Raw genomic sequence first — 25,363 nt, forward strand, 5'->3', positions numbered from 1 at the left:
ATCAGGCTTTCAGGATCGGTGGGAAGGGGTCAGGAGGTGGCGGCTTTGAGGGCCTGGGTGAACCGCGAAAGGCCCTGCAGGATTTCGTCACTGCTCACATTCAGCGGCGGAATAATACGGATAACGTTGCCGTGCGGGCCGCAGGTCAGAAGCAGCAGCTCCTCCTTGATGGCCGCCTGTTGGACAGCCAGTGCGGTGGCAGTATCCGGAGCGGCGGCGGGCCCCGTGAACTCGATGGACTGCATCAGGCCACGGCCCCGTACATCTCCAATTGCCTCAAATTCGGTTTTGAGGACATCGAGTCCAGTGCGCAGCTGGTCGCCGCGGACCAGCGCATTCGTGACCAAGTTTTCGCGTTCAATGACATCAAGGGTGGCGACGCCGGCCGCTGCTGCCACGGCGTTCCCGCCATAGGTTCCCCCTTGGGATCCGGGCCAGGCTTTGCCCATCAGTTCGGCCGAGGCTGCAATGGCCGAGATCGGGAAGCCGCTGGCGAGGCCCTTGGCGGTGATGACCACGTCCGGCCTGATGCCTGCCCAGTCATGCCCCCAGAACTTGCCTGTGCGGCCCACTCCCGCCTGGACCTCGTCGACGATGAAGACGATGCCGTGCCGGTCTGCGCGCTCCCTGAGGCCCTGGAGGAAGGCCACAGGGGTCGGGATGTAGCCGCCGTCGCCGAGCACGGGCTCGATGATGAATCCGGCCGTATCGGCGGGGCTGCTGATGCTGACCAGGAGGTGGTCGAGCTCTCTAAGGGCAAAGGCCACTGCTGTTTCTTCGTCCCAGCCGTACCGGTAGGCGTGCGGGAAAGGTGAAATGTGGACCCCTCCCATCAGGGGTGAGAAGCCTGAGCGGAACTTTGTCCCGGCGGTGGTGAGGGACGCCGCCCCGACTGTCCGTCCATGGAACCCACCCTGGAACGAGATGATGTTGGGCCGGCCGGTGGCCATCCGGGCCAACCGGACCGATGCCTCCACTGCCTCTGAGCCGGAGGTGGCGTAGAAGACGCTGTCCAGCCCCGGGGGCAGGTATTGGCCGAGCTTGTCGGTCAGCGCAAGCAGGGGCTTGTGCATCACGGTGGTGTATTGGGCATGGATGATCTTTCCCACCTGCTCACGGGCCGCTGCGACGACGTCCGGGTGGCAGTGTCCGGTGCTGGTCACGCCGATTCCCGTCGTGAAGTCGAGGTATTTCTTGCCGTCGGTGGCGTGGATCCAGCTGCCGAGGGCGTGGTCGACGACGACGGGCGTGGCCTGCTTGAGGATGGGACTGAGAGTTGCCATGGCTCATACTTTCTGAAGAACTGTAGATTGTCAACAATTAGCAAAAACTGCGAAGGGATGACCCTTGGAGGTGGGACAGGTCAGGCGATGGTAAAACGATGTGGGCGTACGAAGCCCAGGCCGGAAAACAGCTGCTTGCCCAGGGCCTCATGGGCGGCAATTGCGCCGTACCCCGAAGCCATTTTGAAACCGGCGCCGGAGAAGCCAGTAGCGCAGTAGATCCGGCTCGCCTCCGTCAGCCGGCCCAACAGCGGATGCCGATCGGGTGTGTAAAGATCGGGGAAGGCGTCGGAGCGGACAATGCTTGGGACCAGGCCGGGAAAGAATTCGGCCACCGTCTCCGTTGTTTCCAGGATTTCGGCCGGCGTCAGCTCCCTGGCTACCGAATCGGCACGGGCGGCCGGCTGGCTGCGGCCATCAAGGGTTGCCTTGACCGTCACGCCATCGACGGCGGGCGCCCCGTACATCGAGCGGTCCCCGGAAATACGGATGAAGACAGGAAACCTTGCCGGTGAAAACTCCGCCGGATCCCGGGCGACGAACCAGGAGAGGAAATTCCTGCGGACTTCGGTGGCAGCCCTTAGGTGACCGGGCATCAGTCTCTGCGACCAGCCCCCGGAGGCGACAATGACGTTTTCGAAGGTCCAGGATGTCTCGCCGGAGGTGACCACCACACCGTCGCTGGTCTCCCGGATGCCGTCAATGGGCCTGTTCACCACGACAGTTGCCCCGTTTGCCTCTGCCGCTGCGACTGCTGCCGTAACGGCACGGTCGGTGCGCAAGGCGCCCGCATGGGGATCGAACACTGCGGAGTCGTCCGCCCGGAGGTTGTGCTGCGGGTAGCGTTCCGCCATGGCGTCCCGGCTGAGGAGCTCGTGCTCGGCCCCGGTCTGCCGTGTGGTTTCCAATAGGCTCCGCAGGTACGGCCCGTCAGTTGTTCCGATGGAGAGGCCGCCGCAGCGGGTCAGGATGTCCTGGCCGGTTTCGGCTTCCAGTTCGGCCCAAAGACGGCGTGAGCGATCCAGGATGGGGTAGTAATCGGGGATTCCCCGGTACAGCATGCGGAACAATCGGGTGTCACCGCCGACGGCGCTCCGACCGTGCCCGGGGGAGGCCGCCTCGAATCCGACCACGGCATCCGACAGGCGGGAGGCTTGCCAGAGGGCCATGGATCCGATGCTGCCCAGGCCGATGACGGCGAGTCTTCCGTCCATGGTTTAGAGGACCTGTTTCAGGAAGGCCTGGGTGCGGGTTTCTTTGGGGTTGGTGAGGATTTCGCGGGCGTCGCCGCGTTCGACGATGTAGCCGTCGTCCATGAAGATCAGGGAGTCGGCCACTTCGCGGGCGAAGCCCATTTCGTGGGTGACCACCACCATGGTCATGCCTTTTTTGGCGAGGTCCTTCATGACGGCGAGGACTTCGCCGACTTTTTCGGGGTCCAGGGCGGAGGTGGGTTCGTCGAAGAGCATGATCTCGGGGTCCATGGCCAGGGACCGGGCGATCGCGACGCGTTGCTGTTGTCCGCCGGAGAGTTGGGCGGGGTAGTAGTCGCCGAAGCCGGCCAGGCCGACGCTGGCGAGCAGTTCGTGGGCCCGCTTGGCTGACTCCTTCTTGTCAGCATGTTTGACCAGGACGGGGCCGGACATGATGTTTTCGTGTGCGGTCATGTTGGGGAAGAGGTTGAAGGACTGGAAGACCATGCCTACCCGGGTGCGCTGCTCGGCGAGTTTTTTGGGCGGCAGGGCGTGGTAGGCGTTCTCGGTTTCGTAGTAGCCGAAGTCTTCGCCGTTGACTTTCAGGACCCCGGAGTCGACGGTTTCCAGGCCGTTGATGCAGCGCAGGATGGTGGATTTGCCGGAGCCGCTGGGGCCGATGATGCAGCAGATCTCGCCGCTGGCGATGTCGAGGTTGATGTCTTTGAGGACTGTTTTGGGTCCGAAGGACTTGCGGATCTTCTGGGCGAGGATGGTTCCGTCGTTACTCATCGTGCAGCGCCTTCCGGGTCGGTGAGCACAACGGGTTTGGCCTTGCGGGGCAGCCGGGAGGTTGCGCGGGAGTATTTCTGTTCGAGCTTGGACTGCGGGTAGCTCAGCAGCAGGGTCATCACCAGGTACCAGAGGCTGGCGACGATCAGCAGCGGGATGGTCTCGTAGGTGCGGGCGTAGATCAACTGGGCGCTTTGGAGCAGTTCGGCCACGCCCAGGACGCTGACCAGCGAGGTTCCCTTGAACATGCCGATCACCTGGTTGCCGGTGGCGGGGATGATCGAGGGCATCGCCTGGGGGATGATGACCTTGCGCATCTTCATCGCCCCGCTCATGCCCAGCGAATCGGCGGCTTCGATCTGGCCCTTGCCCACGGAGGAGAACCCGCCGCGGATGATCTCTGCCATGTAGGCCGCCTCGTTCAGGGTCAGCCCGACCAGGGCCGCGGTGATGGGTGCCATCAGGGCGTTCGTGTCGATCGCGGTGCTGATATCGGTGAACGGGATGCCGATGGACAGGTTCGGGTACAGCGCCGCGACGTTGAACCAGAAGATCAGCTGCACCAGCACCGGGGTACCGCGGAACAAGGTGATGTAGACCCCGGCCGTGGCAGCGATCGGCTTGATCTTCGAACCCCGCATAATCGCCAGGGCCAGGCCCAGGAGCGTCCCCAGGGCCATGCTGGCAACCGTGAGGAAAATCGTGAGCATCAACCCGCGCAGGATCGATTCATGCGTGAAGTACTTCGCGACCACGTCCCACTTAAAGTTCGGGTTCGTTGACACCGAAAACAGGACACCGATGCCAATCAGGCTGCACACCACCCAGGCAACATACTCAAAGGTACTGCGCCGCTTGAGCCGGGGCTTCAGCGCTGAATCCTTCCCATTCATGCCGGGTTCACTTCTTTCGATGGTTAGTTGCTGCATGGAAGCCCCTGTTACTTAAGGTTCGCCGTGGTGATGCCCGCGCCGCCGAGGCCCCACTTGTCCAGCGACTCCTTGTATTCGGGACTGTCAAGGACAGACTGCGTGGCTGCCTGCAGGGCCGGCGTCAATGCAGAGCCCTTCTTAAGCCCCATGGCATTGATGTGGTCCGTGCGGGTGTCCAGCTGGGGAGCAAGGACCTCGAAGGTGTTCGGCTGCTGCTCGCTGGCCCAGGCCAGGGACGGGGTGGCGTCGACGACCCCGTCAACACGCTTGGACACCAGTTGCGTCAGGGATTCCTGGACGTTGGGCAGCGTGATGATGTTAATTGCCGGCTTGCCCTTTTCCTCGCAAGTCCACTTCGAAACGTTCGGCATGTGCTTCAGTTGCGCGTTCGACCCCTTGGTCACGGCAATATTCTTGCCGCACATCTCGTCGTTGCTGATGTTCAGCGGATTGCCATGGACGACCGCCACCGATATGCCGCTGTTGAGGTAGGTCACCATGTCCAGCACCTTCAACCGCTCCTCGGTGGGGGACATGGTGGTCACAGTGAAGTCGTAGCGGCCGCCGTCGATGCCGGGAATGATCGTGTCGAACTGGGTGTTCTCGAACTTCAGCTTGAGGTCAAGCTTCTTCGCCACGAGACGGGCGATGTCCGGATTCACGCCGATCGGGGTGGTGTTGTCATCGGCCAGGAACGTCGTGGGCGGGTAATGCAGGTCCATCGCGACCGTCAGTTCGCCCTTGGACTTGAAGGACTCTGGCAACAGCGCCACCGCGGCAGCATCCGGCTGAACGCCTTCTGAGATGTCAGCCGTGTCGGAGGTCTTGGACTTTGCTTCTCCGGGGGCCGACGTGCTGCTGGCCGCGCCGCCGCATGCACTGAGCGTCAGCAGCACGGCAAGCCCTGCGGCTGCAGTCTGAACTTTGTTGATGGTCTTCATGGTGCTTCCCTTCGAATGGTTTCAGCTGGAGTCTTCTGCTGAAACGGGTGCAATTCTGGTTTTCAGGACCGTCCCGCATGCCCTTTGTCGCGCCAATGCGGCAATGGGAGGTTCGGTTGTGCTTCCTGCTTTATGCGGAATGTGATCCTGATCTCGTTCCGCATCCAAGAGCAATGCAACTCCTGAAATCGCTGATTGTCAACAATTGACGATAATAAAGTTGATGTACCCGCCGGGCTAGGCGAAAGGGGCTCGTCCTGTCTGAACTGTTGACAATCTACAATTACGGGGCCTAGAGTCGAAGCGAAGCGGGCAGAAGAGGTTTCCGGCACCGGAAGACATCCCGCAGCCCGCACACATCACGGACACAGAGCCAGGAACAGCGCGGTTCACGTGTAAGACCCCAAGGAACGGACGAATCATGGCAGACACGAACCTCCGGCCGAAGTACATCTCTTTTGATGTGTACGGCACGCTCATCAACTTCGACATTGATCCCACCACCCGTCGGCTGCTCGATGGCCGCATTTCTGAAGAGCAGTGGCCTGCCTTCAAGAAGCAGTTCCGCGGGTACCGGTTCGACGAGGTCCTTGGCGACTTCAAGCCCTACGAGCAGATCCTCCAGGATTCCTTTGACCGCGTGTGCAGGCGCTGGGGCATCGGGCCCACTGAAGGTGCCGGCGCAGAATTCGCCGAGGCTGTACGGGGCTGGGTTGCCCACGAAGACGTGCCGGCCCCGCTGAAGCTTATGGGCGACAACTACAAGCTCGTGGCTCTGTCCAACGCCGACGACAACTTCCTGGACATCAGCATTCCCAAGCTCGGCGCTGACTTCCACGCCGTGCTGACCGCTGAGCAGGCCCAGGCCTACAAGCCGCGCTACCAGGCTTTCGAGTACATGCTGGATACCCTGAACGCCACGCCGGAGGACTTCCTGCACATCTCCTCGCACACCCGCTACGACATGCACCCGATGCACGACATGGGCTTCCGTAACCTCTGGATGCTGGACCGTGGCTATGACCCCATCGGCCCGGGCTACGGCCTCAACACCGCCAAGTCCCTGGACGAGATCAACAAGCACCTCGGTCTCTAGACCGACGTCGAGGCGAAAGGCGACACCGTGAAACTCATTCCTTACTGGCTGGACACAGCCAAAGCATCCGGAGACTACCGGCAGACCCCGGTACCTGAAAATGTCGATGTGGCCATCATCGGCGCAGGATTCACGGGGCTGTCCGCGGCCCTGGAATTTGCCAAGCAAGGCGCAAGCGTCGCCGTTTTCGAACGGCACACCGTGGGATGGGGCGCATCCGGACGCAACGGGGGAATGGCGACCACCGGGTTGGCCATCGGCTTCAGCACCGCAGTCAAGCGCTACGGGGGTGCCCGGGCAGTCGAGATGTTCCATGAATACAACGACGCCATCGACAGCATCGAGAAGCTGGTGCACGACAATGGCATTGACTGCGACTACAAGCGGTTTGGAAAGCTCTCGCTGGCGTTCCATAAGTCCCACTACGAGGGGATGCTCAAGTCGCAGGAACTGCTGGCGGGCCTGGCGGACCACCATGTCACGGTCATCCCTAAATCCGAAATCCACAGCGAAATCGGCACCGACTTCTACCAGGGAGCCATGCTTGACCCCCTCGGAGCAGGTCTGCATGTGGGAAAGTTCGTCCACGGTCTCGCGGGGGCGGCCGCGGCCGCCGGGGCGGACATCTGCGAGAACTCCGCCGTGACCGAGCTGAAGAAGGTCTCCGGCACCGTGCACGACGTTCACACCACCCGGGGCATCACCAGGGCGAAGCAGGTCCTGGTCGCCACCAGCGGCTACACCGGCAACATCACGCCATGGCTGCAGCGCCGCGTGATCCCGGTAGGCAGCTTCATCATCGTCACCGACCCGTTGCCCGAAGACGTGGTCAACCGGATCCTGCCGAACCGGCGGCAGGCCTCGGACAGCAAGATGCTGACCTACTACTTCCGGATCACCCCGGACAACCGGCTGCTCTTCGGCGGCCGGGCCCGCTTTGCCCTGTCCAGCCCTGACTCGGATGTCAAGAGCGCCGAAATCCTGCGCAAGGCCATGCTCGAACTCTTCCCGTACCTCTCGAACGCGAAAGTGGACTACATTTGGGGCGGCCTGGTGGACCTCTCCATGGACCAGATGGTGCACGCGGGCCAGCATGACGGCCTCTTCTATTCCCTCTGCTACAGCGGACACGGAGTACAGATGGCCGCCCACATGGGGAAGCGGATGGCCCATTACATGGCCGGAGACAAGTCCGCGAACGTCTGGGAAGACCTGAAGAATCCGCCAGTGCCGGGCCACTTCGGCCCACCCTGGTTCCTGCCCTTCATCGGCGCAGCCGCCAAAATCATCGACCGCGTCAAGTAACAGACAAGGGATCACATGTCGCCATCAACAATCCTCGATGAAGCGCGCCCGGAAACAGGGGACGGCCGGTCAGAATTTGCCAACCTTCCCGGCGGCGCCTTCCTCGAGGGCCAGTGGCAAACCTCCGGCCTGGAACTGGAGGTGCGCGACCCCCAGGACGGCCTCCTGCTGGGGCGGGTTTGCACATCCACACCCCAGGACGTCCGACGTGCAATCGGATACATCCACCATCATCTGCACGCCGGAGAGTGGCCGCTGCACGCCCGGCGGGAGGCGCTGGAAAAGGCGGTGCAGCTGCTGGGAGAGCAGGCCGAGCGGTTTGCCAACATCATTGCGGCAGAGAGCAGCAAGACCATCACCGAGGCCGAGCGTGAGGTGCGCCGCTGCATCGAAACGCTGCGGCTCTCCGCAGCAGCGTCCGGCACCCTTGCCGGGGAAACCCTGGGGTTTGATGACAGCACCTCCGGCGGCAACAGGATCGGCTGGTTCAGCCGCAAGCCGGTTGGCATTGTCGCAGCCATCACCCCGTTCAATGATCCGCTGAACCTGGTGGCACACAAGCTGGGCCCGGCACTGATCGGAGGCAACGGCGTCGTGCTTAAACCTTCCACGCGGACTCCCTTGACGGGGCTTGCCCTGGTCCGCTTGCTGCTCGAAGCGGGCGTCCCGCCGGGCCGGGTTGCGGTTATCGTCACCGGTCCGGGAGTTTCCGAAGCCCTGATCACCGACCCGCGGGTGGACCTGATTTCCTTCACCGGCGGCCCGGAAACCGCTGAGCGCATTGCAGCGGCGGCGGGAGCGAAGAAGATCCTGTCCGAGCTGGGCGGGAACAACGCCACCATTGTTTGCGCAGATGCCAACCCTGAAAAGGCCGCCGCGGCGGTGGTCGCAGGGGCGTTCGGGGTGGCGGGGCAGAACTGCCTGTCCGTGCAGCGTGTCTACGTGCACACCTCCCTGTTTGACCAGGTCCTGGAGCAGGTCACGGCGCGCACGAGGGCACTGAGGACAGGGCCAAAGCTTGACCGGACCACCGACGTCGGCCCGCTGATATCCAAGACGGAGGCCCGCCGGGTGGAGGAATGGGTGGAAGAAGCCAGGAACGCCGGCGCCACCGTGCATGCGGGCGGCCGCCGCCGCGGCACCTTTTTCGAGCCCACCGTGCTGACTAACGTGCCGTCCCACTGCAGGGTCATCCGCGACGAAGTGTTCGGGCCGGTGGTGACCCTCCTGCCGTTCATCGAGGTTTCGGACGCCATCTACGCGGCCAACGACACCGAATACGGCCTGCAGGCAGGGGTGTTTACCCAATCCATCGACCTTGCCCTGGCCATCGCCGATCGGCTGCAAGTGGGAGCGGTGGTCATCAACGAGACCAGCGACGTCCGTATTGATTCCATGCCGTTTGGCGGGTTCAAGAAGTCCGGCGTTGGCCGTGAAGGCGTGCGCCACGCCGTGCATGAGATGACCGAGCCCAAGAACACCATCATCAACCTCACAGAGCCGGGACCGGGCTGGCAACAGCTTGGCGGGCTGACAGAACGGACAGCATGAGCACGCACAGCATCGCCGTCATTGCCGGTGACGGCATCGGCAAAGAAGTGGTTCCGGCAGCCATCACCTGCCTCGAGCAGATCGCCGCGATCCACGGGCTGCACCTGGAGTTCACCCACTTCGACTGGGGATCGGACTACTACCTGCGGCACGGCAGGATGATGCCGCAGCACGGGCTCGAACAGTTGGCCTCGCATGACGCGGTATTTCTGGGAGCGGTGGGCTCCCCGGATGTTCCGGACACGGAATCGTTGTGGGGACTGCTGATCCCGATCCGCCGGGAGTTCCAGCAGTACATCAACCTCCGTCCGGTCAAAACGCTCGACGGCGTGGCGTCACCGCTTGCTTCTGACAAGCCGATCGACATCCTGATCGTGCGGGAGAACAACGAGGGGGAGTACTCCGAGGTGGGCGGCCGCATGTATCGTGGCCTGCCGCACGAGACCGCTGTCCAGGAAACCATCTTCACCCGCCTGGGAGTTTCCCGTGCTGCCCACTTCGCCGCGGGGCTTGCCGCTTCGCGCACGGGCAGACTGACCTCGGCAACCAAGAGCAACGGGATCATCCACACCATGCCGTTCTGGGACGAGGTGGTGGCCGAAACGGTCCGGGACTATCCAGGCGTGAGCGTGACGCATGAGCTGGTGGATGCGCTGGCCGCGCATCTGGTCCTCAAGCCGTGGACGCTGGATGTCATTGTGGCCTCGAACCTGCTGGGCGACATTCTCTCCGACCTGGGCAGTTCCGTGACGGGGTCCATCGGCCTGGCACCCAGCGCGAACCTCAACCCCGAGGGTGACTTTCCGTCCCTGTTCGAACCGGTCCACGGGTCGGCCCCGGACATTGCCGGGAAGGGCCTCGCCAATCCGGTGGGCCAGATCTGGTCCGGGGCCATGATGCTCGAACACCTGGGCCACCCGGAGGCGGCCGCCCACCTGCAGTCCGCGTTCGAATCCGCCCTGCGCGACGGGCACGGCACCCGGGACGTCGGGGGCACCTCCTCCACCGCCGAATTCACCGCCGCTGTTCTGGCCGCCATCGACACCCTCGCCCAGGCGGAACCGGCCCTGTGAAGAGGCTGCTTCGCGAGCGGCGCCCTGTCGTTGTTGCCCTCTATCGGGAAGAGCCTCCGCCCTTCCTTGCCGAGATTGAGGACCTTGCCGAGGTCCGGCTGGCTAAAGCCGACGGACTGGCCAAGGCACTGGATGGCGCGGATGTGCTCTACCAGTGGCACTCCTTCTCACCCGCCCTGAAGCAAAACTGGGGTGCTGCGGCGTCGCTGAAATGGGTCCACGTCTCCGCCGCCGGCGTCAGCCAGCTGCTCTTCGACGAACTCATCCTCAGCGGCATCACGTACACGAATTCCCGCGGCGTGCTCAGCCGCGCGATCGCCGAATTCGCCCTCGGCTTCGTGCTGGACATGGCCAAGGACGCCCCCGGTTCATTCCGGCTCCAGCAGCAGCAACGCTGGCAGCACCGGACCAGCCGCAAGATCCAGGGCCAGTCCGCCCTCGTGGTGGGCACCGGATCCATCGGCCGGGAAATTGCCCGGCTTTTCGGTGCCGTCGGCATGGCTGTGGACGGGGCCGGCCGTGCGGAACGGCCCGGGGACGGTGACTTCGGCCGCATCCATTCCTCTGCAGAACTGGCTCGCGCGGTACAGGGGTACGACTATGTGGTCCTCGCAGCGCCCCTGACGGACCGGACGCGGGGCATGGTCAACCACGACGTCCTGGCCGCGATGAAACCCGACGCCAGGTTGATCAACGTCGGGCGCGGCGAGCTGGTCCACACCCAAGCACTCACGGAAGCCCTGGCGTCCGGGTCCATCGCCGGAGCCGCCCTGGACGTCGTGCACCCCGAACCGCTGCCGGAAGGACACCCGCTGTGGGGGATGGGCAACGTCATCATCACCCCGCATATGAGCGGCGACACTGAGGACTACCTCGATGACCTCGGCAAACTCTTCGTGGACAACCTGGTGAGGTACCGGAACGGCGAGGCCCTCCACAACATCGTGGACAAAAGCCTCGGCTTCGTCGCCACCCCCGAGCCGTCCCCGCCCGGCGGTTAGCCCGCCGAAACCGGACCACGCGTAGCCGTACTGCGCAACGGCATGTCAGGATCAGGTATGCCCCACCGCCTGATGCTGCTCGACAGTGCGTCCTTGTACTTCCGCGCCTTCTACGGCATGCCCGACACCATCCGCCGCCCGGACGGGATTCCTGTCAATGCAGTACGTGGCCTGCTGGACATGATCGCCAGGCTCACCACCGACTACCACGCCACGCATCTGGTGGCGTGCTGGGATGATGACTGGCGTCCGCAGTGGCGGGTGGACCTTCTCCCCACCTACAAGTCGCACCGCGTGGCCGAGGCAGTCACGGACGCCCCCGACGTCGAAGTGGTCCCGGACGCGCTGGAGGCGCAGCTCCCCATGATCCGACGGACGCTGGATCTTGCGGGCATCGCCGTGGTGGGCGCCGCCGAGCACGAGGCCGACGACGTTGTGGGCACCTACGCGAGCCACGCGGACCTGCCCGTCGACGTAGTTACCGGTGACCGGGACCTCTTCCAGGTGTGCGACGACGGCCGCCAGGTCCGCGTGATCTACACCGCCCGCGGCATGCGCAACCTCGAAGTGATGACCGAAGAGACCGTGGTGCGGAAGTACCGGGTGCTGCCCCAGCAGTATGCCGATTACGCCACCCTCCGCGGCGACGCTTCGGACGGGCTCCCGGGCGTCGCCGGGATCGGGGAGAAGACGGCGGCGTCCCTGCTTTTGAAGTACGGCACCCTGGAAGGGCTGCTGGAAGCGGCCGACGACGACGGCAGCGGATTGGCCGGCCCGGTGCGGGCCAAACTCGCCGCCGCCGCCGACTACCTGAAAGTAGCCCCCGCCGTCGTCCGTTTGGTGCGGAACCTGGAGCTGCCCACCCTGGAGGAAGCCGGCGCGCAGTTGCGCCCCGTCACCGGGGATGCCCGCGCCGAACTTGAACGGCTTGCCGTCGAATGGAACCTGGGCGGCTCAGTCACCCGGCTCCTTGCAGCGCTCGACCTCAGGGGACAGGCGTAGGGCAGAGCCGGAACGCCGCCCAGCCCGTAATTACTGCTTCCGCAGAGCCCGCCCCAGGCGTTCGGCAGCCTCTTCGAGGCGCGGCACCGCGACGTCGCCGAAGGCAAGGCGAAGGTGGCGTGCGGCATCGGTGCCGGGGCCGGAAGCAAAGAACGAACCACGCTGGTACTCGATGCCCTCCGCGCTGGCAGCAGCCGCCAGGCGATCGGCGTCGATGCCCTCATCCCGCAGCCTGGGCCACAGGAACAGGCCGCCGCCGGGAACTGTGATGTCGAAGGCTCCGGGGGCCTCCCTCTCAAGCGCCTTTGCCAGAGCAACCGCCCGCGTCCGGTACAGCTCCCGCGCCCGTCCCAGGGTGGCATCGAAGAGCTCCGGTTCGGTAAGCAGCATGTGACCCACGATTGCCTGGACCAGCGTGGAACTGTGTGAGTCCTGCCTGCTGCGCAGCGCCACCAGGTCCTGGGCCAGGTGCTCCGGGGCCACCAGCCAGCCCAGCCGGAGTCCGGGACCTAGCGTCTTGGTGAAGGTGTTGACATGGATGACGTGGTCCGAGGTGTTGAAAGCCTCCACGCTCTCCGGACCGTCCGTATACCAGAGCTCCCGGTAGGGGTTGTCGGCGAGGATCACGAAGCCGTACTGCTCGGCGAGCCGCACCAGCTCACCGCGTGCTTCCGCGGGCAGCGTGCCTTGTGATGGGTTGTGGAAGTCCGGCACGGTATACAGCGCCGAGGGCCGTGCCCCTTTCCGCAGCCGGTCCGCCAACTCCTCCACGTCCAGGCCGGTGGGCCCTACCCGGACCGGCAGGATGTCCGCGCCGGACAGCTGCAGCCCGCGCAGGAACAGCGGAAAAATCGGGTTGTCCACCGCTACCAGGTCGCCGCGCTCCACCACGGCCTGGATGCCGAGGGACAAGCCGTGGAAACCGCCATTGGTGATGATGATGCGCTCCACCGGAACGCCTTCGCGCGCAGCGATCCACTCCCGCAGCGGTGAAATCCCTTCGGTCCGGGAGTACTGCAGGGCGGGCACGCCCTGCAGGGCAAGGACCCGGGCGGTGGCGGCGGCGAGTTCGTCCGCCGGCAGTACGCCGGGGTCCGGGATGCCGCCCAGGAGCTCGATCGCGTCCTCCCGTCGGTCCCGGAGGGTCGCGTCACCGAACCCCTGGGGTGCCGTAAAGCCCACGATCAGCGCGGGTTTGCGGGCGGGGGCGGGGAGGACGGTGTGGAGTGTCGTTGCGGTCATGATGCAGCCTTTGCCAGGTTGTCGGGGGTGGACGTGGACGCGGATTCCGGGCCGGGGGCAGCGGTGGCCGGGCCCGCTCCCGGAATCGCGCCGAGAAGCGCGCGGGTGTACGGGTGCTGCGGGGCGGTGAAGACCTGGTCAACGGTTCCCTGTTCCACCGTCTGGCCCCGCCGCAGGACGGACACGGTGTCCGCGACCTGCCGCACCAGGGCCAGGTCGTGCGAAACGAAAAGATACGTCAGGCCAAGGTCCCGCTGCAGCCGGGCAAGGAGCTCCAGGATGTCCGCCTGCACGCTGACGTCCAGTGCGGAGGTGGGCTCGTCCAGGACCACGACGTCGGGACGCACCACCAGCGCACGGGCTATGGCTACGCGCTGGCGCTGGCCGCCGGACAAGTGCGCCGGCCTGCGCTCCGCGGTCTCCGCCGGCAGTCCGACGGACAGCAGGGCTTCCCGGACGCGGTCATCGCGGCTGGACTTGGCTCCCACGGCGAACCGGTCCAGCGGTTCCCGGACAATCCGGCCCACCCGCCATGTCGGGTCCAGCGAGGTGAACGGGTTCTGGTACACCAGCTGCAGATGCCGGCGGACATCGCGGAGGTTGTCCCGCGACAGCCCGGAGAGGGACAGGCCCCCCACCGCGATACTGCCGGTGTCGGGCTGGTCCAGCCCCAGCAGCAGCCGGACGGCGGTTGTCTTCCCGGAACCGGATTCGCCAACCAGGGCATGGGTACGGCCGCGTTCCACGGAGAAGGACACCTTGTCCAGGGCCACCACCTCCCTGGTGCCGGCCTGGAAACGCTTGGAGATGCCGTCCACCACAATCTGCGCCTGCCCGGCGCGGGTGCTCCGGTCCAGGTGCTCCGCAGCGCGCTGGCTCCGGTAGCGGTCCGGGTTCAGGGCGGGAACGTCAGCCTGGAGGCTGCGGGCATAGGCGGTGCCCGGAGCGGCGAACACCTCCCGGGAGGAGCCCTGTTCCTGCACCGCCCCGTCTTTCAGGACCACCAAGGAATCGGCGCGTTCGGCGGCGATGGCCAAGTCGTGGGTGATCAGCAGGAGGCTGATGCCCAGCTCACGCCGCAGATCCCCGATCAGGTCCAGGATCAGCTTTTGGACGGTCACGTCCAGGGCGGACGTGGGCTCATCGGCCACGATCAGCGACGGCCGGGGCAGCACTGTCAGCGCTATCAGGACACGCTGGAGCATCCCGCCCGAGAGCTGGTGGGGGTAGGAATCGTAGATCCGGCGGGGATCCGGCAGGCCCACCTGCTCAAACACCTGAAGGATGGCGGCACGCCTGGCGCCCTGGTCTGTCCCGTCAAGCAGTGCGGCCGCTTCCTGCGCCTGGGCCCCGATGGTCCGGACCGGGTTCAAGGCGGAACCAGGGTCCTGGGGGATGAAGCCCAGCCGCCGGCCCCGTAGCTGCCTGAACTGCCGCTCCGGCAGTCCAAGCACCTCCTGGCCGGCCAGCCGCACACTGCCGCTTACCCGGGCGTCGCCGGGCACCAGCAACCGGAGGATCGCCTTGGCGATGGTCGACTTCCCTGATCCTGACTCGCCGATCAGCGCAAGGCTTTCGCCCCGGCCGAGGGAGAAACCGACGTTGTGCACCACCCCGTTGCCGCCGTACGCCACATTGAGGCCTTCGACGGCCAGCAGCGGCTCCGCTTCAAGTACCGGCACCGTAGTGTCCTTTCCGTTCGGGTTGAGTGCGCTCATTTGGAGTTCCGAAGCCATCGGCTGATCCGGTTGACGGCAAGCACCGTGGCCACAATGACGAGCGCGGGCGCGTAGACCAGCCAGGGCGCGGTGGGATAGGTCTTGCCGGACGCCACCAGGAGGCCCCAGTCCGACGCCGGGGGAGGATCGCCGTAGCCGAGGAAGGCAAGGGAAGCGATCACCAGGATGGATGTGCCGAACTGCAGGACTGCCAGCACCAGCACCGGGCGGTAGGCGTTCGGCAGAACATGCGTCATCAGTGCCTGTAGCCGGTTGCCGCCCGCAAGGTAGGAGGCTTCGACGAACGCTGCCTGGCGGACCCGGATGACCTCGGCACGCATCAGGCGGGCAAAAACGGCGACGGCGGACACGCCCGTGGCGATTGCTGCGTTGATGGTCTGGAAGCCCAGGGAGCTGACAATGACCACGGCAAGGAGGAAGCCGGGAATGGCCAGGAGGACATCGACGAAGCGGCCCAGCGCCGTGTCCAGCCAGCCGCCGCGGAAACCGCTGGCCAACCCGATGGCGCTGCCAAGCACCAGGCCAATGACCACCGCAACCAGGGCGCTGGTCACCGACGACGCCGTGCCGTAGACCACCCTGGCGTACTGGTCGCGGCCCAGGTAGTCCGTGCCGAACCAGTGCCCCGCGCTGGGAGCGGCCAGTTTGCTGGCCGTGTCCCCGCTGACCGGGCTGTAGGAGGTGAAGAGCCCGGGCAGCAGCGACCACAGCACCACCAGCAGGACCACGAGGAATGACAGCACCACAGTCGGCGGGATGCCGGGCCGGGTGATGCTCCCGGCACCCGCGGTGCGAAGCCGGGCAAACGTCAGGTCGGCGCTCATGCGTCCACCGCCTCTCGGATTTTGACCCTCGGGTCGAGCAACGGGGTGAGGAGATCGGCAGCGAGGTTGACGGCCACGAAGACGACCGCGGACAGCGCGACGACGGCCTGCAGGACGGGCTGGTCCTCACCGGTCACGGCGTTCTGGACCAGGGTGCCGACGCCGTCGCGCCCGAAGATTGTCTCGGTGATCACCGAGCCGCCCAGCAGTTCACCAACGATCAGCGCAATCATGGCCACCGACGGCAGCGCCGACGGTTTGACCAGGTGCTTGGCGAAAAGTCGTGCCTCGGTCAGTCCCCGTGAGCGGGCCACGAGGGCATAGTCCTGGCGTGATTCGTGATCGAGGCCGGCGATCAGCACCTCGGCCAGCGGCGCGGACACCGGTATGGCCAGGGTGACCGCGGCGAAGAACGTGGCGGCGGCGCTGTTCGGGTCGGTGGTGGTGAAGGAGTGCAGCTTGAAGGCAAACAGCTCGATCAGCACCAGGCCGATGACGAAGTTGGGCACGGACAGGAACAGTGACGGCAGCGACCGCAGCAGGCCGGCCCACTTGCCCGGGGCGTGATGTGCGCCGTAGGCGATGGCCACCGCGAACACCAGGGAGATGAGCAGTGCACTGCCGGCCAGGGTGAGCGTGGAGGGCAGGGCATCACCCACCAGCTGGGCCACTGGAAGGTTGGACTGCAGCGAAAAGCCGAGTTGTCCCGTCAGGAACCGGCCCAGCGAAAGTGCAAGCTGTGCTGCCGCCGGCTGGTCCAGTCCGTAGAACGCTACGATCCGCTGGATGTCCGCCTCGCTGAGGCCTGACTGCGGGTCCCGGAGCGTATTGGTGATGGCGTCACCGGGCAGGACGCTGATGATCAGGAACGTCAGGACATAGGCGAGGAGGATGACGACGACGGCCTGGCCTGCCCTGGTGAGGGCAAACCGGCGGTATTCGCTGGTCACTTGGCAACCCATGCGGTGTAGAAGTTCGCGTAGGCAAGTCCGTTGTACTGCACGCCCTTGACGGCGGGCGAGATGAGGTAGAGCCGCTGGACCAGCTGGTTCAGCGGGATGAAGTATCCCTGCTCCAGCACGTACTGCTGCAGTTCACCGGCCACCTTTTCGCGGGATTCCCTGTCGGAGGCGCTGGCGATTGCGGTGGAGAGGTCGTTGAGCTTCTGGTCGCTGGTACCAAGGTTGAACCAGTCTTCACCCTTGTTCTGGCTGGTCAGGACCCCGGCCACCGTGCCCACGTCGACGAAGCTCCGGGAGGTCTGGAACAGCGGCGGGCGGCTGGCCTGGATAGCCGCGTATCCTGCCACGTCCACCACCTTGAGGTTGACTTTGATCCCGATCCGCTCGAGCTGCTGCGCGATCAGTTCGTCTTCTGCCTTCGTGGAGGGGACGTAGGGATTCGGTGTCAGCGGGATTTCAAGGGTCTTCCCGTCCTTCACGCGGAAGCCATCCGCTCCGGGCTTCCAGCCGGCGTCGTCCAGCAGTTTCTTGGCGCGCTCGGGATCGAAGGCGAAGGAGCTGCTGTAGTCCCCGGCTTCGGGAACATTGCCCTGGATGAAGGTTGTGGCTGCGTCCCAGTCGTCCGTGTAGACCGTCTTCCGGATTTCCTCGCGGTCGATGCCGTGCTGGATGGCCTGGCGCACACTCGCTTCGTTGGTGGGGAAGGCCTGGGTGTTGACCTGGAAACCGTCCACGAAGCCCAGGTACTTGGGCGTACCCACCGTAAAACCCTGCGCCTTCAGCGACTCGATCTCCTGCGGTTCCACGTTGAAGGACACCTCGGCCTGGCCCGAGGCCACCGTGGACGTCCGGACAGAGGTGTCCTTGATGACCTTGTAGGTGATGGTGTCCAGGCGCGCCGGACCGGTGTGGCCGAGCGCGGAAGGTCCCCAGTTGTAGTCTTTGCGCTTCTCCAGCACGTAGCTGTCGCCCTGCTTCCAGGACTTGAGCACGAACGGCCCGCTGCCGATTTCCTGGGCGAGGTCCGCTTGCGCGTCCACCGGCAGGGCGAGCGTCTTGGGGGAGAGGAGGATGCACCCGTGGTAGGCGAGCGTCGCGATGAAGCCGAGGGCCGGGGAAGAGAAGGAGACCTTGACGGTGCTGCTGTCCGTGGCCTCGGCGCTGACGAAGTTGCTGGATGGGAAGAGGCCTACTTTGCTGATGCCCCGGTCCGGGTCCCCTTTGGCCCAGGCGTTCAGGTTGGCCACAACGGCTGCGGCGTCCAGGGGAGTGCCGTCGGAGAACGTGACGCCCTCTTTCAGGTGCAGGACGAAGTCCTTCGCCCCGTTGAGTTCCTCCCAGCTTTCGGCGATCCACGGGCTCAGCTGGCCCTTCTCATCGACGTAGACGAGCTTGTCGGTGATCTGGCCCCAGAGGTTGCCTTCGTAGCTTGAGATGGAGGTCTTGCTGGACACCCAGCCTGTGTCATAGCCCTGGATCAGGAACGTGATGTTTCCGCCGTCCACTGGGGTGCCGGCGTCGGACGAACTGGTGGCGGACACGCCGCCGCAGGCAGTGAGCAGTGCAGAGGCGGTGATGGCGCTGACGCCGGCGATGAAGGCGCGGCGCCTGAGTGTGGTGGGATGCATGGAAAGTTCTCCTCAGAATGGTAGGTGGGCCGTGGGGCTAGATAGCTTTGCCGGGGTTCAGCAGCCCGTCGGGGTCCAGGGCTGCCTTGATGGCGTGCTGTGCGCGGCGGATCCGTGCGGAAAGTTCCAGGGCGGCCCATTCCTGTTTGATGGTTCCCACGCCGTGTTCTCCGGTGACGGTTCCGCCGAGGTCGAGGGCAACCCGCACCAAGGCTGTGGCGGCGTCCTGGAGGGAGGCCGGGGGATGTGCGGGGTCGTCGCCGGGCTTGATGTCCATGCTGATCACCGGGTGGAGGTTTCCGTCCCCGGCGTGCGAAACTGCCGAGATTTTGACCCCGAACCGGGCCTCGAGTGCAGGGAAGGATTTATAGACGCTGGGCAGCTTGGACTTGGGGACGGCGATGTCCTCCCCGATGAACCACTGGCCCTCAGGAAAGCCTCGGCCGCTGCGGCGGAGCTCCCAGAGGCGGCGGCCCGCTTCCTCGCTTTCAACGGTCACGCGGCCTCCGCGCGCCGCCAGGGCTGCCTTGAGGTCCGATGCCTGCTCCTCGATGCCGTACCCGTCGATCTCAATGAGGATCAGGGCAGCGCCGCGCTCGCTGAGCGCCGTACCGGAGTGCACATCGATATTTTCGAGGCTGGGGGTGTCGAAGAACTCGATGGCCGCCGGGCGGACGGCGGACAGCGTGATCGCGGCCAGGCCGTCGGCGCCCTCAGCGGTACTGTCGAAGAAAGCGGTGAGGGTCTTTCGGGCCACGGGAATGGGGCGAAGGCGGAGGGTTGCGCGCACCACGATGCCCAGGATGCCTTCGGAGCCTACGAACAGGGACGTCAGGTCCAGGCCGGTCACGCCTTTGATCGACCGGTGGCCTACAGAGACAAGGCTGCCGTCGGCCAGGACGACGTCGAGGGCAAGGACGGATTCGCGGGTGACGCCGTATTTGGCGCAGCGCAGGCCGCCGGCGTTCGTGGCGATGTTGCCGCCGATGGAGGAGATGTCAAAGCTGGCCGGATCGGGTGCATAGAAGAGGCCGTATGGCTCGAGCCGGGCGTTCAACTCCGCGTTGATGATTCCCGGTTCCACCACGGCCACTTCGTCCAGCGGCGAAATCTCGATTACGCCGGCCATCCGTTCCGTGGAGAGCACCACCTGGTTAGCTTCGGCGGTGGCGCCGCCCGACAGCCCCGTCCCGGCGCCGCGGGGCACCACGGAGATGCCAAGCCCGGCTGCAAGGCGGACAACCTGCTGCACCTGCCGGGCGCTCGCAGGGAAAACGACGGCGGGACCGGGGTTGCCGCCGCCGGCCTCCGCCGTTTTGGCCGTCGCCGCATCAAAGCCGTAGCGGCGTGTTCCGGAGGCGGGAGCCAGTGCCTCGATGTCGGGGTGCCGGTCAACCAGTTCCCGGTAGAAGGTGTCAATGGCGCGTGCCGGTTCGACGGCGGGTGGCGCTTCGGTGTCAATGGATGTCATGCCGGTGTTTCCTTCAGGGCGACTGGACCGGGCAAAGTGATTCCCGGTCAACGAATTCGGATATCCCGGCCGCGAAATGACTGGGGTCTGATGGAAAATTAGCGCCGTCATGGAATAGGCCGCCACTTGGCATGACGCGCGGATCAACAATTCGCAATTGCAGGACACCGGAATTAGCGTTTCGTCAAAGGGCGACACTTTTCGAGGTATTGCCCTGCTGGTGACGGAATATTTACCGATATGTCTCCGTATGGCGGGGCGCGTCCAATCGTTGCGGAAGGGCTTGAAGAACCTGAATTGCGGATGGTTTGGTGAGGTAACGATCCACAGGAGAGGCCATTCCCATGACAGCCACATCAGATCTTGCTCCCCGGCGGCTCCGGGACATCTTTGGAAGTTTTGCCACCGGACTGACCGTGATTACCAGCGCCACGAAGGACGGGCCGGCCGGGTTCACGTGCCAGTCCTTCGCATCCCTTTCCCTGGATCCGGCCCTGGTAACCTTCAGCCCGGCCCGGACATCGAGCACATGGCCCGTGCTGCGGAAAGCAGGTTCCTTTACGGTTAACATTCTTCCGGCAGAGCACCAGCACCTGGCCGGTCAGTTTGCCCGTTCAGGCTCGGATAAATTCGCGGGAGTGGCCTACACGCCTTCTCCGTTGGGCAATCCAATTCTGGACGACGCCCTCGCCTGGATTGACTGCGAACTCCATGCGGAATACGACGGCGGCGACCACACCATTGTGGTGGGGGCAGTCCGGCACCTGAATGCCCGCCAGGACGCAGAACCGCTCCTGTTTTTCAAAGGCCGCTATGCAGGATTGACGCCGGCGAAAAGCCTCCTCGAGGCTGCCGGCTGACGCCTGCCGCAAAAGCTGACAATTCGCAGACAAAATGAGGCTGCCATATCCGCGGGGGATATGGCAGCCTCCTTCTGTCTGCGTGCCGGATATTCAGTAGGAAATGAAGGCGACGAGTTCGCCCACGCGGTCCTCGGGGTAGTTCTTGGCGATATCGGCCTGGCTCAGGACGCCCACCAGGTTGTGCCCGTCAATAACGGGAAGCCGGCGCACCTGATGGTCCTGCATGGTGCGGATTGCTTCTTCAATGGAATCATCGGCGCCAATGGTCACCGGCTTGCCCTCACCCAGTTCACCCGCCTTGACGCTGCGCGGGTCGCCGCCTTCGGCCAGGCATTTCACCACGATGTCGCGGTCCGTCACCATGCCCTTGAGCCGGTTGTCTTCACCGCAGATGGGAAGCGAACCGACGTCAAGTTCCTTCATTTTCCGGGCCGCTGCTTCCAGGGTTTCGTTTTCACCGATGCACTCCGCGCCACCGGTCATGATTTCCCGTGCCGTTGTCATGATGGCCTCCTTCATGAATGCCGTGCAGTGTCTCTTTTGCCTGCTCGGATGGCTCTTCGGAACCCTGCTGGTACGTGACGGCTCCGGAGAGCTGGCCGATAAAAAATGCTAAGCCTGCTGATTATTGATGTCCAGAGCAGTGGCGCCGCACCCCTGGTGGTGTCCGGCTGGCCGCTAGTACCTTGTTGCATCCGCGGGACCAAGTAGTAAGCTTGCTGAGCATTACTGGTAAGCATGCTGATTAACCGGATGAGGGAAGCAGGGGTAATGGGCACAGTATTCGGTGTTGCCTGGTCGCTGATGCTGACGGCCGGCGGAGCCGCCGTGGCTGCGGGTGCGCCCTTCGGCGCTGCCGGACTTGGCGGTCAGTACCTGGCCGGCCATGTCCTCCTTGGGGTGGGCATCGGCCACCTGCTGGCCATGGTGGTACGGTTTGCCGCCCGCCGGATCGTGAGAGGCGCCCGCACCCGCCCCGTCGCGGTCCAGGCACCGGAAGCGCGCATGGCCAGCGTGACGGTCCTGCCTGCCAGGCCTGCCGCCGTCCCGCCGCTCCGTGGCCGGCATGCCGCCTGAGGTGCCGGGATCCACAGGATCCGGCCCGGCCCGGCCAACTGCGGTACGGCGGCTCCTGGCAGCCGTCGCGGCACTGGCAGTTGCGGGTGCCGTGGCGGCCATTGTCGTTGCCGGGGTGATGGGTTTCCGGCTTTCCGACTCTGACGAAGCCACCCTCCGCGGCTTCCAGATCAGGGTCCTGAGTATCAGCCAGGCAGCAGCGGAAAACAGGATGGACGGAGCCCTGGCCGCACTCCAGGCGCTGGAGAAGGACCTGGACGCCGCCGCGCGCGAGGGCCGGATTTCGGCTCCGCGCCTGCTTGGCATTGAAACAGCTTTAGACGCAGTCCGCACGGAAATAGCCGGCCAGCTGGCGGCCCCGGCACCGGCACCGGCATCCGGCACGGCCGGGCCTCCCGTGGCAGCACCGGCCGACCCCATTGCGCCCCAGACGCAGCCGATCCAGCCGGTGTCCGGAGAGCAGACCGTAGCGCCCCCACCGGTGCCTGTTCCGGCGGGCCAGGAAGCGGCACTTCCGGAAGCAGCCAAGGATGCCAAGGGGAAAGGCAAGGGCCAAGGCAAGCCCTGACCGGGCCGGCAGTCACTCGCCGCCCCGGCCACCCCGGGTGAGGGAACGGGCAAGGGGAACCCGCGGAAGGGGAAGGGGTCCGGGCAGAATGGACGGGTGACTTCTTCAAACCCGCCCGGCCGGCGCAACACCGGGAAAGCCTTCGACCTCGGTGCCATCGGTGCCGGCCTGGCCTTCGCAGGTTCCCTTCCGGACCTGGGGGAGGCCCTGGACAACGGGCCGGCCGCTGGTTCGGCTGTGGTGCAGGCACCGCCCGGCACCGGGAAAACAACACTCGTCCCGCCGCTGCTCGCGAACCTCGTCTCCGGCACGGGCAGGGTTGTGGTCACCCAGCCGCGGCGGGTGGCGGCACGTTCCGCTGCGCGCAGGCTTTCCTTCCTGGACGCCAGCCGGCTTGGCGGCCGCGTGGGCTACACCGTGCGCGGCGAACGGCAGGCGGGTCCCGATACCCTCGTCGAGTTCGTGACGCCCGGCATCCTCCTGCGCCGCCTGCTGGCCGATCCCGGCCTTGACGGCGTTGCCGCCGTCGTCCTGGACGAAGTCCACGAGCGCGGACTGGAGACGGACCTGCTGATCGGCATGCTCGCCGAAGTCCGCCAGCTGCGCAGCGACCTCACCGTCGTGGCCATGTCGGCAACCCTCGACGCTCCCCGGTTCGCCGCCCTGCTGGGGGACCCCGACGGCGGTCCCGCGGCTCCCGTCGTCGACTGCCCGTCCGTGCTTCATCCGCTGGATGTCCAGTGGGAACCTGCACCGGGCCCGCGGCTGGACACCAGGGGAGTGGCCCGCAGCTTCCTCGACCACCTCGTGGAAACAGCGGCACGCGCCTACGCCCGCGCCCTGGCCGGGGACGGCTCCGTGGATGCCCTGGTTTTCGTCCCCGGCGCCCGGGAGGTCTCGCAGGTGGCGGCAGGCCTCCGCGGCCGGCTGGGGGAAGGCGTCGATGTGCTGGAGTTGCATGGCCAGGCAGGTGCGGCGGAGCAGGACCGGGCAGTGTCCGGACGGCGGCCGGGGGACAATGCCCGGATTATCGTTTCAACCGATCTGGCGGAGTCCTCACTGACCGTCCCGGGCGTCCGGCTGGTCATCGATTCCGGGCTGACCCGGGAGCCCCGGCGGGATGCCGGCCGTGGCATGAGCGGCCTGGTCACTGTCTCCTGCTCCCGGGCATCGGCGGATCAACGCGCAGGCCGGGCGGCCCGCCAAGGTCCGGGCACTGTGGTCCGCTGCTACGCGCAGCAGGCTTATGGGGCAGCGCCTGCCCATGTCACGCCCGAGATCAAGGTGGCGGACCTGACCGGCGCCGCATTGACGCTGGCGTGCTGGGGATCGCCGGGGGGCGAAGGGCTCGCCCTGCCGGACATGCCGCCGCGGCAAGCCTTGGATGACGCCGTCGAGATTCTCAGGGAACTGGGTGCCGTGTCAGCAGACGGCCACGCCACCGCAACGGGGCGCACCCTTGCCGGAATTCCTGCCGACCCGCGGCTTGCCCGCGCCCTGCTGGACGGCGCGGCAACCATCGGTGCCCGGGAGGCGGCCGAGGTGGTGGCCGCCATCGCCGGAGACCACCGTGCTCCCGGTGCTGACCTTCCGCGCCTGTTGTCCCAGCTCCGTGGCGACTCCGGGCCGGCGGGCCGGCGCTGGGCGGACGAGTCAAAGCGGTTGCGGGCCCTTGCCCGGGACGTGGGAAACCCCGGATCCTCCGGCGCCCCCACCCTTGGTGTGGCCGGCACCGAGGTGGTGGGTGCCGTCGTCGCCCTGGCCTTTCCGGACCGGGTGGCCCGGCTCGTGCCCGGTGACGGGCCTGCACGGTACCTGCTGTCGTCCGGGACGCGTGCCGGCCTGCCGGCGGGAAGCAGCCTATCCGGGTACGAATGGCTGGCCGTGGCCGAAGTGTCGCGGGCGGAGGGCAGGGACTCGGCCGGCACCGGCGCCGTCATCCGGACCGCTGCGCCGCTCAACGCCGAGCTCGCCCAAGCAGCCGCCTCGCACCTCCTGGCGGAAACGGTCGAGGCGCAGTTCGTCCAGGGACGTGTTACGGCACGGAAAGTCCGGCGCCTGGGTGCGATCGTGCTCGCAGACACCCCTGTCCGTCCCTCACCCGCCGAAGGCAAGGCGGCCGTGGCCGGAGCCCTGCACAAGGAGGGCCTTGCCGTCCTGGAATGGTCGACGGCGGCCGACGCCTTACGCCGCCGTCTTGCCTTCCTGCACCGGGAGCTGGGCGGGCCGTGGCCCGACGTCTCGGACGCCGCCCTCCTGCTGCGCCTGGACGACTGGCTGGGTCCCGAACTTGAAAGCCTTGCGGCGGGAGGCGCCGTCGCGGCGTTGGACCTCACCCAGCCGCTGCGCCGCCTGCTGCCCTGGCCGGAGGCCGGCCGGCTGGATGAGCTGGCCCCGGAATGGCTGGAGGTTCCCAGCGGCTCACGGATCAGGATTGACTACCCCCATCACGACGAGGACACCGCGCCGCCTGTGGTGGCCGTCAAGCTGCAGGAATGCTTCGGCCTGGCCGATTCGCCCCGGCTGGTGAACGGCACGGTTCCGGTCCTGTTCCACCTGCTGTCCCCGGCCCGGCGCCCGCTGGCCGTAACCGGTGACCTCACGTCCTTTTGGTCCGGTCCCTATGCCCAGGTCCGGGCAGAGATGCGCGGCCGCTATCCCAAGCACCCATGGCCGGAGGATCCCTGGACTGCCCCGGCCACAGCACGGGCCAAGCCGCGCAAGTAGGGGTTCCTTCCGGGCACATGCCACCGGCCTCCGGCGGCTGCGTGAGAACTCCGATACACACCTGAAACGTCGCGTCGACGTGCTGAAACATGC

Annotated in this window: 22 protein-coding genes; 10 read left to right on the forward strand and 12 right to left on the reverse strand. The window is 65.8% G+C overall.

The window, feature by feature from the left end; all coding sequences use genetic code 11:
• Nucleotides 1–29 precede the first annotated feature (29 nt).
• From ACZ9BC_RS04465 to ACZ9BC_RS04485, 5 genes are all read right to left on the reverse strand, one after another.
• On the reverse strand, nucleotides 30–1,283 hold the full coding sequence (locus ACZ9BC_RS04465; RefSeq protein ID WP_476244938.1) for an aspartate aminotransferase family protein: 1,254 nt from the start codon (nucleotides 1,281–1,283) through the stop codon (nucleotides 30–32).
• Nucleotides 1,284–1,363: 80 nt separating this feature from the next.
• Nucleotides 1,364–2,497, reverse strand: a complete 1,134-nt coding sequence (solA, locus tag ACZ9BC_RS04470; RefSeq protein WP_476244939.1) for an N-methyl-L-tryptophan oxidase — start codon at nucleotides 2,495–2,497, stop codon at nucleotides 1,364–1,366.
• Nucleotides 2,498–2,500: 3 nt separating this feature from the next.
• Nucleotides 2,501–3,268 carry an amino acid ABC transporter ATP-binding protein gene (locus ACZ9BC_RS04475; protein WP_476244940.1) on the reverse strand — a complete coding sequence of 256 codons (768 nt, stop codon included), beginning with the start codon at nucleotides 3,266–3,268 and terminating at the stop codon, nucleotides 2,501–2,503.
• Nucleotides 3,265–4,161 carry an amino acid ABC transporter permease gene (locus ACZ9BC_RS04480; RefSeq protein WP_476244941.1) on the reverse strand — a complete coding sequence of 299 codons (897 nt, stop codon included), beginning with the start codon at nucleotides 4,159–4,161 and terminating at the stop codon, nucleotides 3,265–3,267. Before ACZ9BC_RS04480 ends, ACZ9BC_RS04475 begins: the two co-directional genes overlap by 4 nt.
• A gap of 47 nt (nucleotides 4,162–4,208) precedes the next feature.
• Nucleotides 4,209–5,141 carry an ABC transporter substrate-binding protein gene (locus tag ACZ9BC_RS04485; RefSeq protein ID WP_476244942.1) on the reverse strand — a complete coding sequence of 311 codons (933 nt, stop codon included), beginning with the start codon at nucleotides 5,139–5,141 and terminating at the stop codon, nucleotides 4,209–4,211.
• Between the two features lie 421 nt (nucleotides 5,142–5,562).
• Here ACZ9BC_RS04485 and ACZ9BC_RS04490 point away from each other — a divergent pair, with 421 nt between their 5' ends.
• Genes ACZ9BC_RS04490 through ACZ9BC_RS04515 form a run of 6 tightly spaced genes read left to right on the forward strand, consistent with a single transcriptional unit; the run spans nucleotide 5,563 to nucleotide 12,169 of the window.
• Nucleotides 5,563–6,237, forward strand: a complete 675-nt coding sequence (locus tag ACZ9BC_RS04490) for a haloacid dehalogenase type II (protein ID WP_476244943.1) — start codon at nucleotides 5,563–5,565, stop codon at nucleotides 6,235–6,237.
• Nucleotides 6,238–6,264: 27 nt separating this feature from the next.
• Nucleotides 6,265–7,542 (forward strand): NAD(P)/FAD-dependent oxidoreductase, encoded by a 1,278-nt coding sequence (locus tag ACZ9BC_RS04495; protein WP_476244944.1) that lies wholly within the window; start codon nucleotides 6,265–6,267, stop codon nucleotides 7,540–7,542.
• Between the two features lie 15 nt (nucleotides 7,543–7,557).
• Nucleotides 7,558–9,093: an aldehyde dehydrogenase family protein gene (locus ACZ9BC_RS04500; protein WP_476244945.1), complete on the forward strand. Its 1,536-nt coding sequence runs from the start codon at nucleotides 7,558–7,560 to the stop codon at nucleotides 9,091–9,093.
• Nucleotides 9,090–10,166, forward strand: a complete 1,077-nt coding sequence (locus ACZ9BC_RS04505) for a tartrate dehydrogenase (RefSeq protein WP_476244946.1) — start codon at nucleotides 9,090–9,092, stop codon at nucleotides 10,164–10,166. Before ACZ9BC_RS04500 ends, ACZ9BC_RS04505 begins: the two co-directional genes overlap by 4 nt.
• Entirely contained in the window at nucleotides 10,163–11,167 is a 1,005-nt protein-coding gene (locus ACZ9BC_RS04510; protein WP_476244947.1) for a D-2-hydroxyacid dehydrogenase, read from the forward strand. The genes ACZ9BC_RS04505 and ACZ9BC_RS04510 overlap by 4 nt, the downstream gene beginning before the upstream one ends.
• Before the next feature lie 57 nt (nucleotides 11,168–11,224).
• Nucleotides 11,225–12,169 (forward strand): 5'-3' exonuclease, encoded by a 945-nt coding sequence (locus tag ACZ9BC_RS04515; protein ID WP_476244948.1) that lies wholly within the window; start codon nucleotides 11,225–11,227, stop codon nucleotides 12,167–12,169.
• A gap of 30 nt (nucleotides 12,170–12,199) precedes the next feature.
• On the opposite strand, the gene ACZ9BC_RS04520 is transcribed toward ACZ9BC_RS04515, so the two are convergent.
• Genes ACZ9BC_RS04520 through ACZ9BC_RS04545 form a run of 6 tightly spaced genes read right to left on the reverse strand, consistent with a single transcriptional unit; the run spans nucleotide 12,200 to nucleotide 20,035 of the window.
• The gene (locus ACZ9BC_RS04520; protein WP_476244949.1) at nucleotides 12,200–13,411 is read right to left on the reverse strand and encodes an aminotransferase-like domain-containing protein; all 1,212 of its coding nucleotides are present in this window, start codon (nucleotides 13,409–13,411) and stop codon (nucleotides 12,200–12,202) included.
• Nucleotides 13,408–15,129, reverse strand: a complete 1,722-nt coding sequence (locus ACZ9BC_RS04525; protein ID WP_476244950.1) for a dipeptide ABC transporter ATP-binding protein — start codon at nucleotides 15,127–15,129, stop codon at nucleotides 13,408–13,410. Before ACZ9BC_RS04525 ends, ACZ9BC_RS04520 begins: the two co-directional genes overlap by 4 nt.
• Entirely contained in the window at nucleotides 15,126–15,974 is an 849-nt protein-coding gene (locus tag ACZ9BC_RS04530) for an ABC transporter permease (RefSeq protein ID WP_275731080.1), read from the reverse strand. Before ACZ9BC_RS04530 ends, ACZ9BC_RS04525 begins: the two co-directional genes overlap by 4 nt.
• On the reverse strand, nucleotides 15,971–16,924 hold the full coding sequence (locus ACZ9BC_RS04535; RefSeq protein WP_476244951.1) for an ABC transporter permease: 954 nt from the start codon (nucleotides 16,922–16,924) through the stop codon (nucleotides 15,971–15,973). Before ACZ9BC_RS04535 ends, ACZ9BC_RS04530 begins: the two co-directional genes overlap by 4 nt.
• Nucleotides 16,921–18,564 (reverse strand): ABC transporter substrate-binding protein, encoded by a 1,644-nt coding sequence (locus ACZ9BC_RS04540; RefSeq protein ID WP_476244952.1) that lies wholly within the window; start codon nucleotides 18,562–18,564, stop codon nucleotides 16,921–16,923. Before ACZ9BC_RS04540 ends, ACZ9BC_RS04535 begins: the two co-directional genes overlap by 4 nt.
• A gap of 37 nt (nucleotides 18,565–18,601) precedes the next feature.
• Entirely contained in the window at nucleotides 18,602–20,035 is a 1,434-nt protein-coding gene (locus tag ACZ9BC_RS04545; protein WP_476244953.1) for an FAD-binding oxidoreductase, read from the reverse strand.
• A gap of 344 nt (nucleotides 20,036–20,379) precedes the next feature.
• Between ACZ9BC_RS04545 and ACZ9BC_RS04550 the strand changes: the two genes are divergently transcribed.
• Nucleotides 20,380–20,895 (forward strand): flavin reductase family protein, encoded by a 516-nt coding sequence (locus ACZ9BC_RS04550; protein ID WP_275731091.1) that lies wholly within the window; start codon nucleotides 20,380–20,382, stop codon nucleotides 20,893–20,895.
• Nucleotides 20,896–20,988: 93 nt separating this feature from the next.
• Here the strand turns inward: ACZ9BC_RS04550 and ACZ9BC_RS04555 are convergent, their stop codons facing one another.
• Nucleotides 20,989–21,402, reverse strand: a complete 414-nt coding sequence (locus ACZ9BC_RS04555; RefSeq protein ID WP_079596004.1) for a CBS domain-containing protein — start codon at nucleotides 21,400–21,402, stop codon at nucleotides 20,989–20,991.
• A 267-nt stretch (nucleotides 21,403–21,669) separates the two neighbouring features.
• On the opposite strand from ACZ9BC_RS04555, the gene ACZ9BC_RS04560 reads away from it, so the two are divergent.
• The 3 genes from ACZ9BC_RS04560 (at nucleotide 21,670) to hrpB (ending at nucleotide 25,270) form a co-directional block, all read left to right on the forward strand.
• A complete protein-coding gene (locus tag ACZ9BC_RS04560; protein ID WP_476244954.1) occupies nucleotides 21,670–21,975 on the forward strand; it encodes a hypothetical protein in 306 nt (101 codons plus the stop codon).
• Nucleotides 21,965–22,543 carry a hypothetical protein gene (locus ACZ9BC_RS04565; protein WP_476244955.1) on the forward strand — a complete coding sequence of 193 codons (579 nt, stop codon included), beginning with the start codon at nucleotides 21,965–21,967 and terminating at the stop codon, nucleotides 22,541–22,543. The genes ACZ9BC_RS04560 and ACZ9BC_RS04565 overlap by 11 nt, the downstream gene beginning before the upstream one ends.
• 96 nt (nucleotides 22,544–22,639) lie before the next feature.
• Nucleotides 22,640–25,270 (forward strand): ATP-dependent helicase HrpB, encoded by a 2,631-nt coding sequence (gene hrpB, locus ACZ9BC_RS04570; protein ID WP_476244956.1) that lies wholly within the window; start codon nucleotides 22,640–22,642, stop codon nucleotides 25,268–25,270.
• The last annotated feature ends 93 nt before the right edge of the window (nucleotides 25,271–25,363 follow it).

Source organism: Pseudarthrobacter sp. TE3704 (assembly GCF_056279405.1).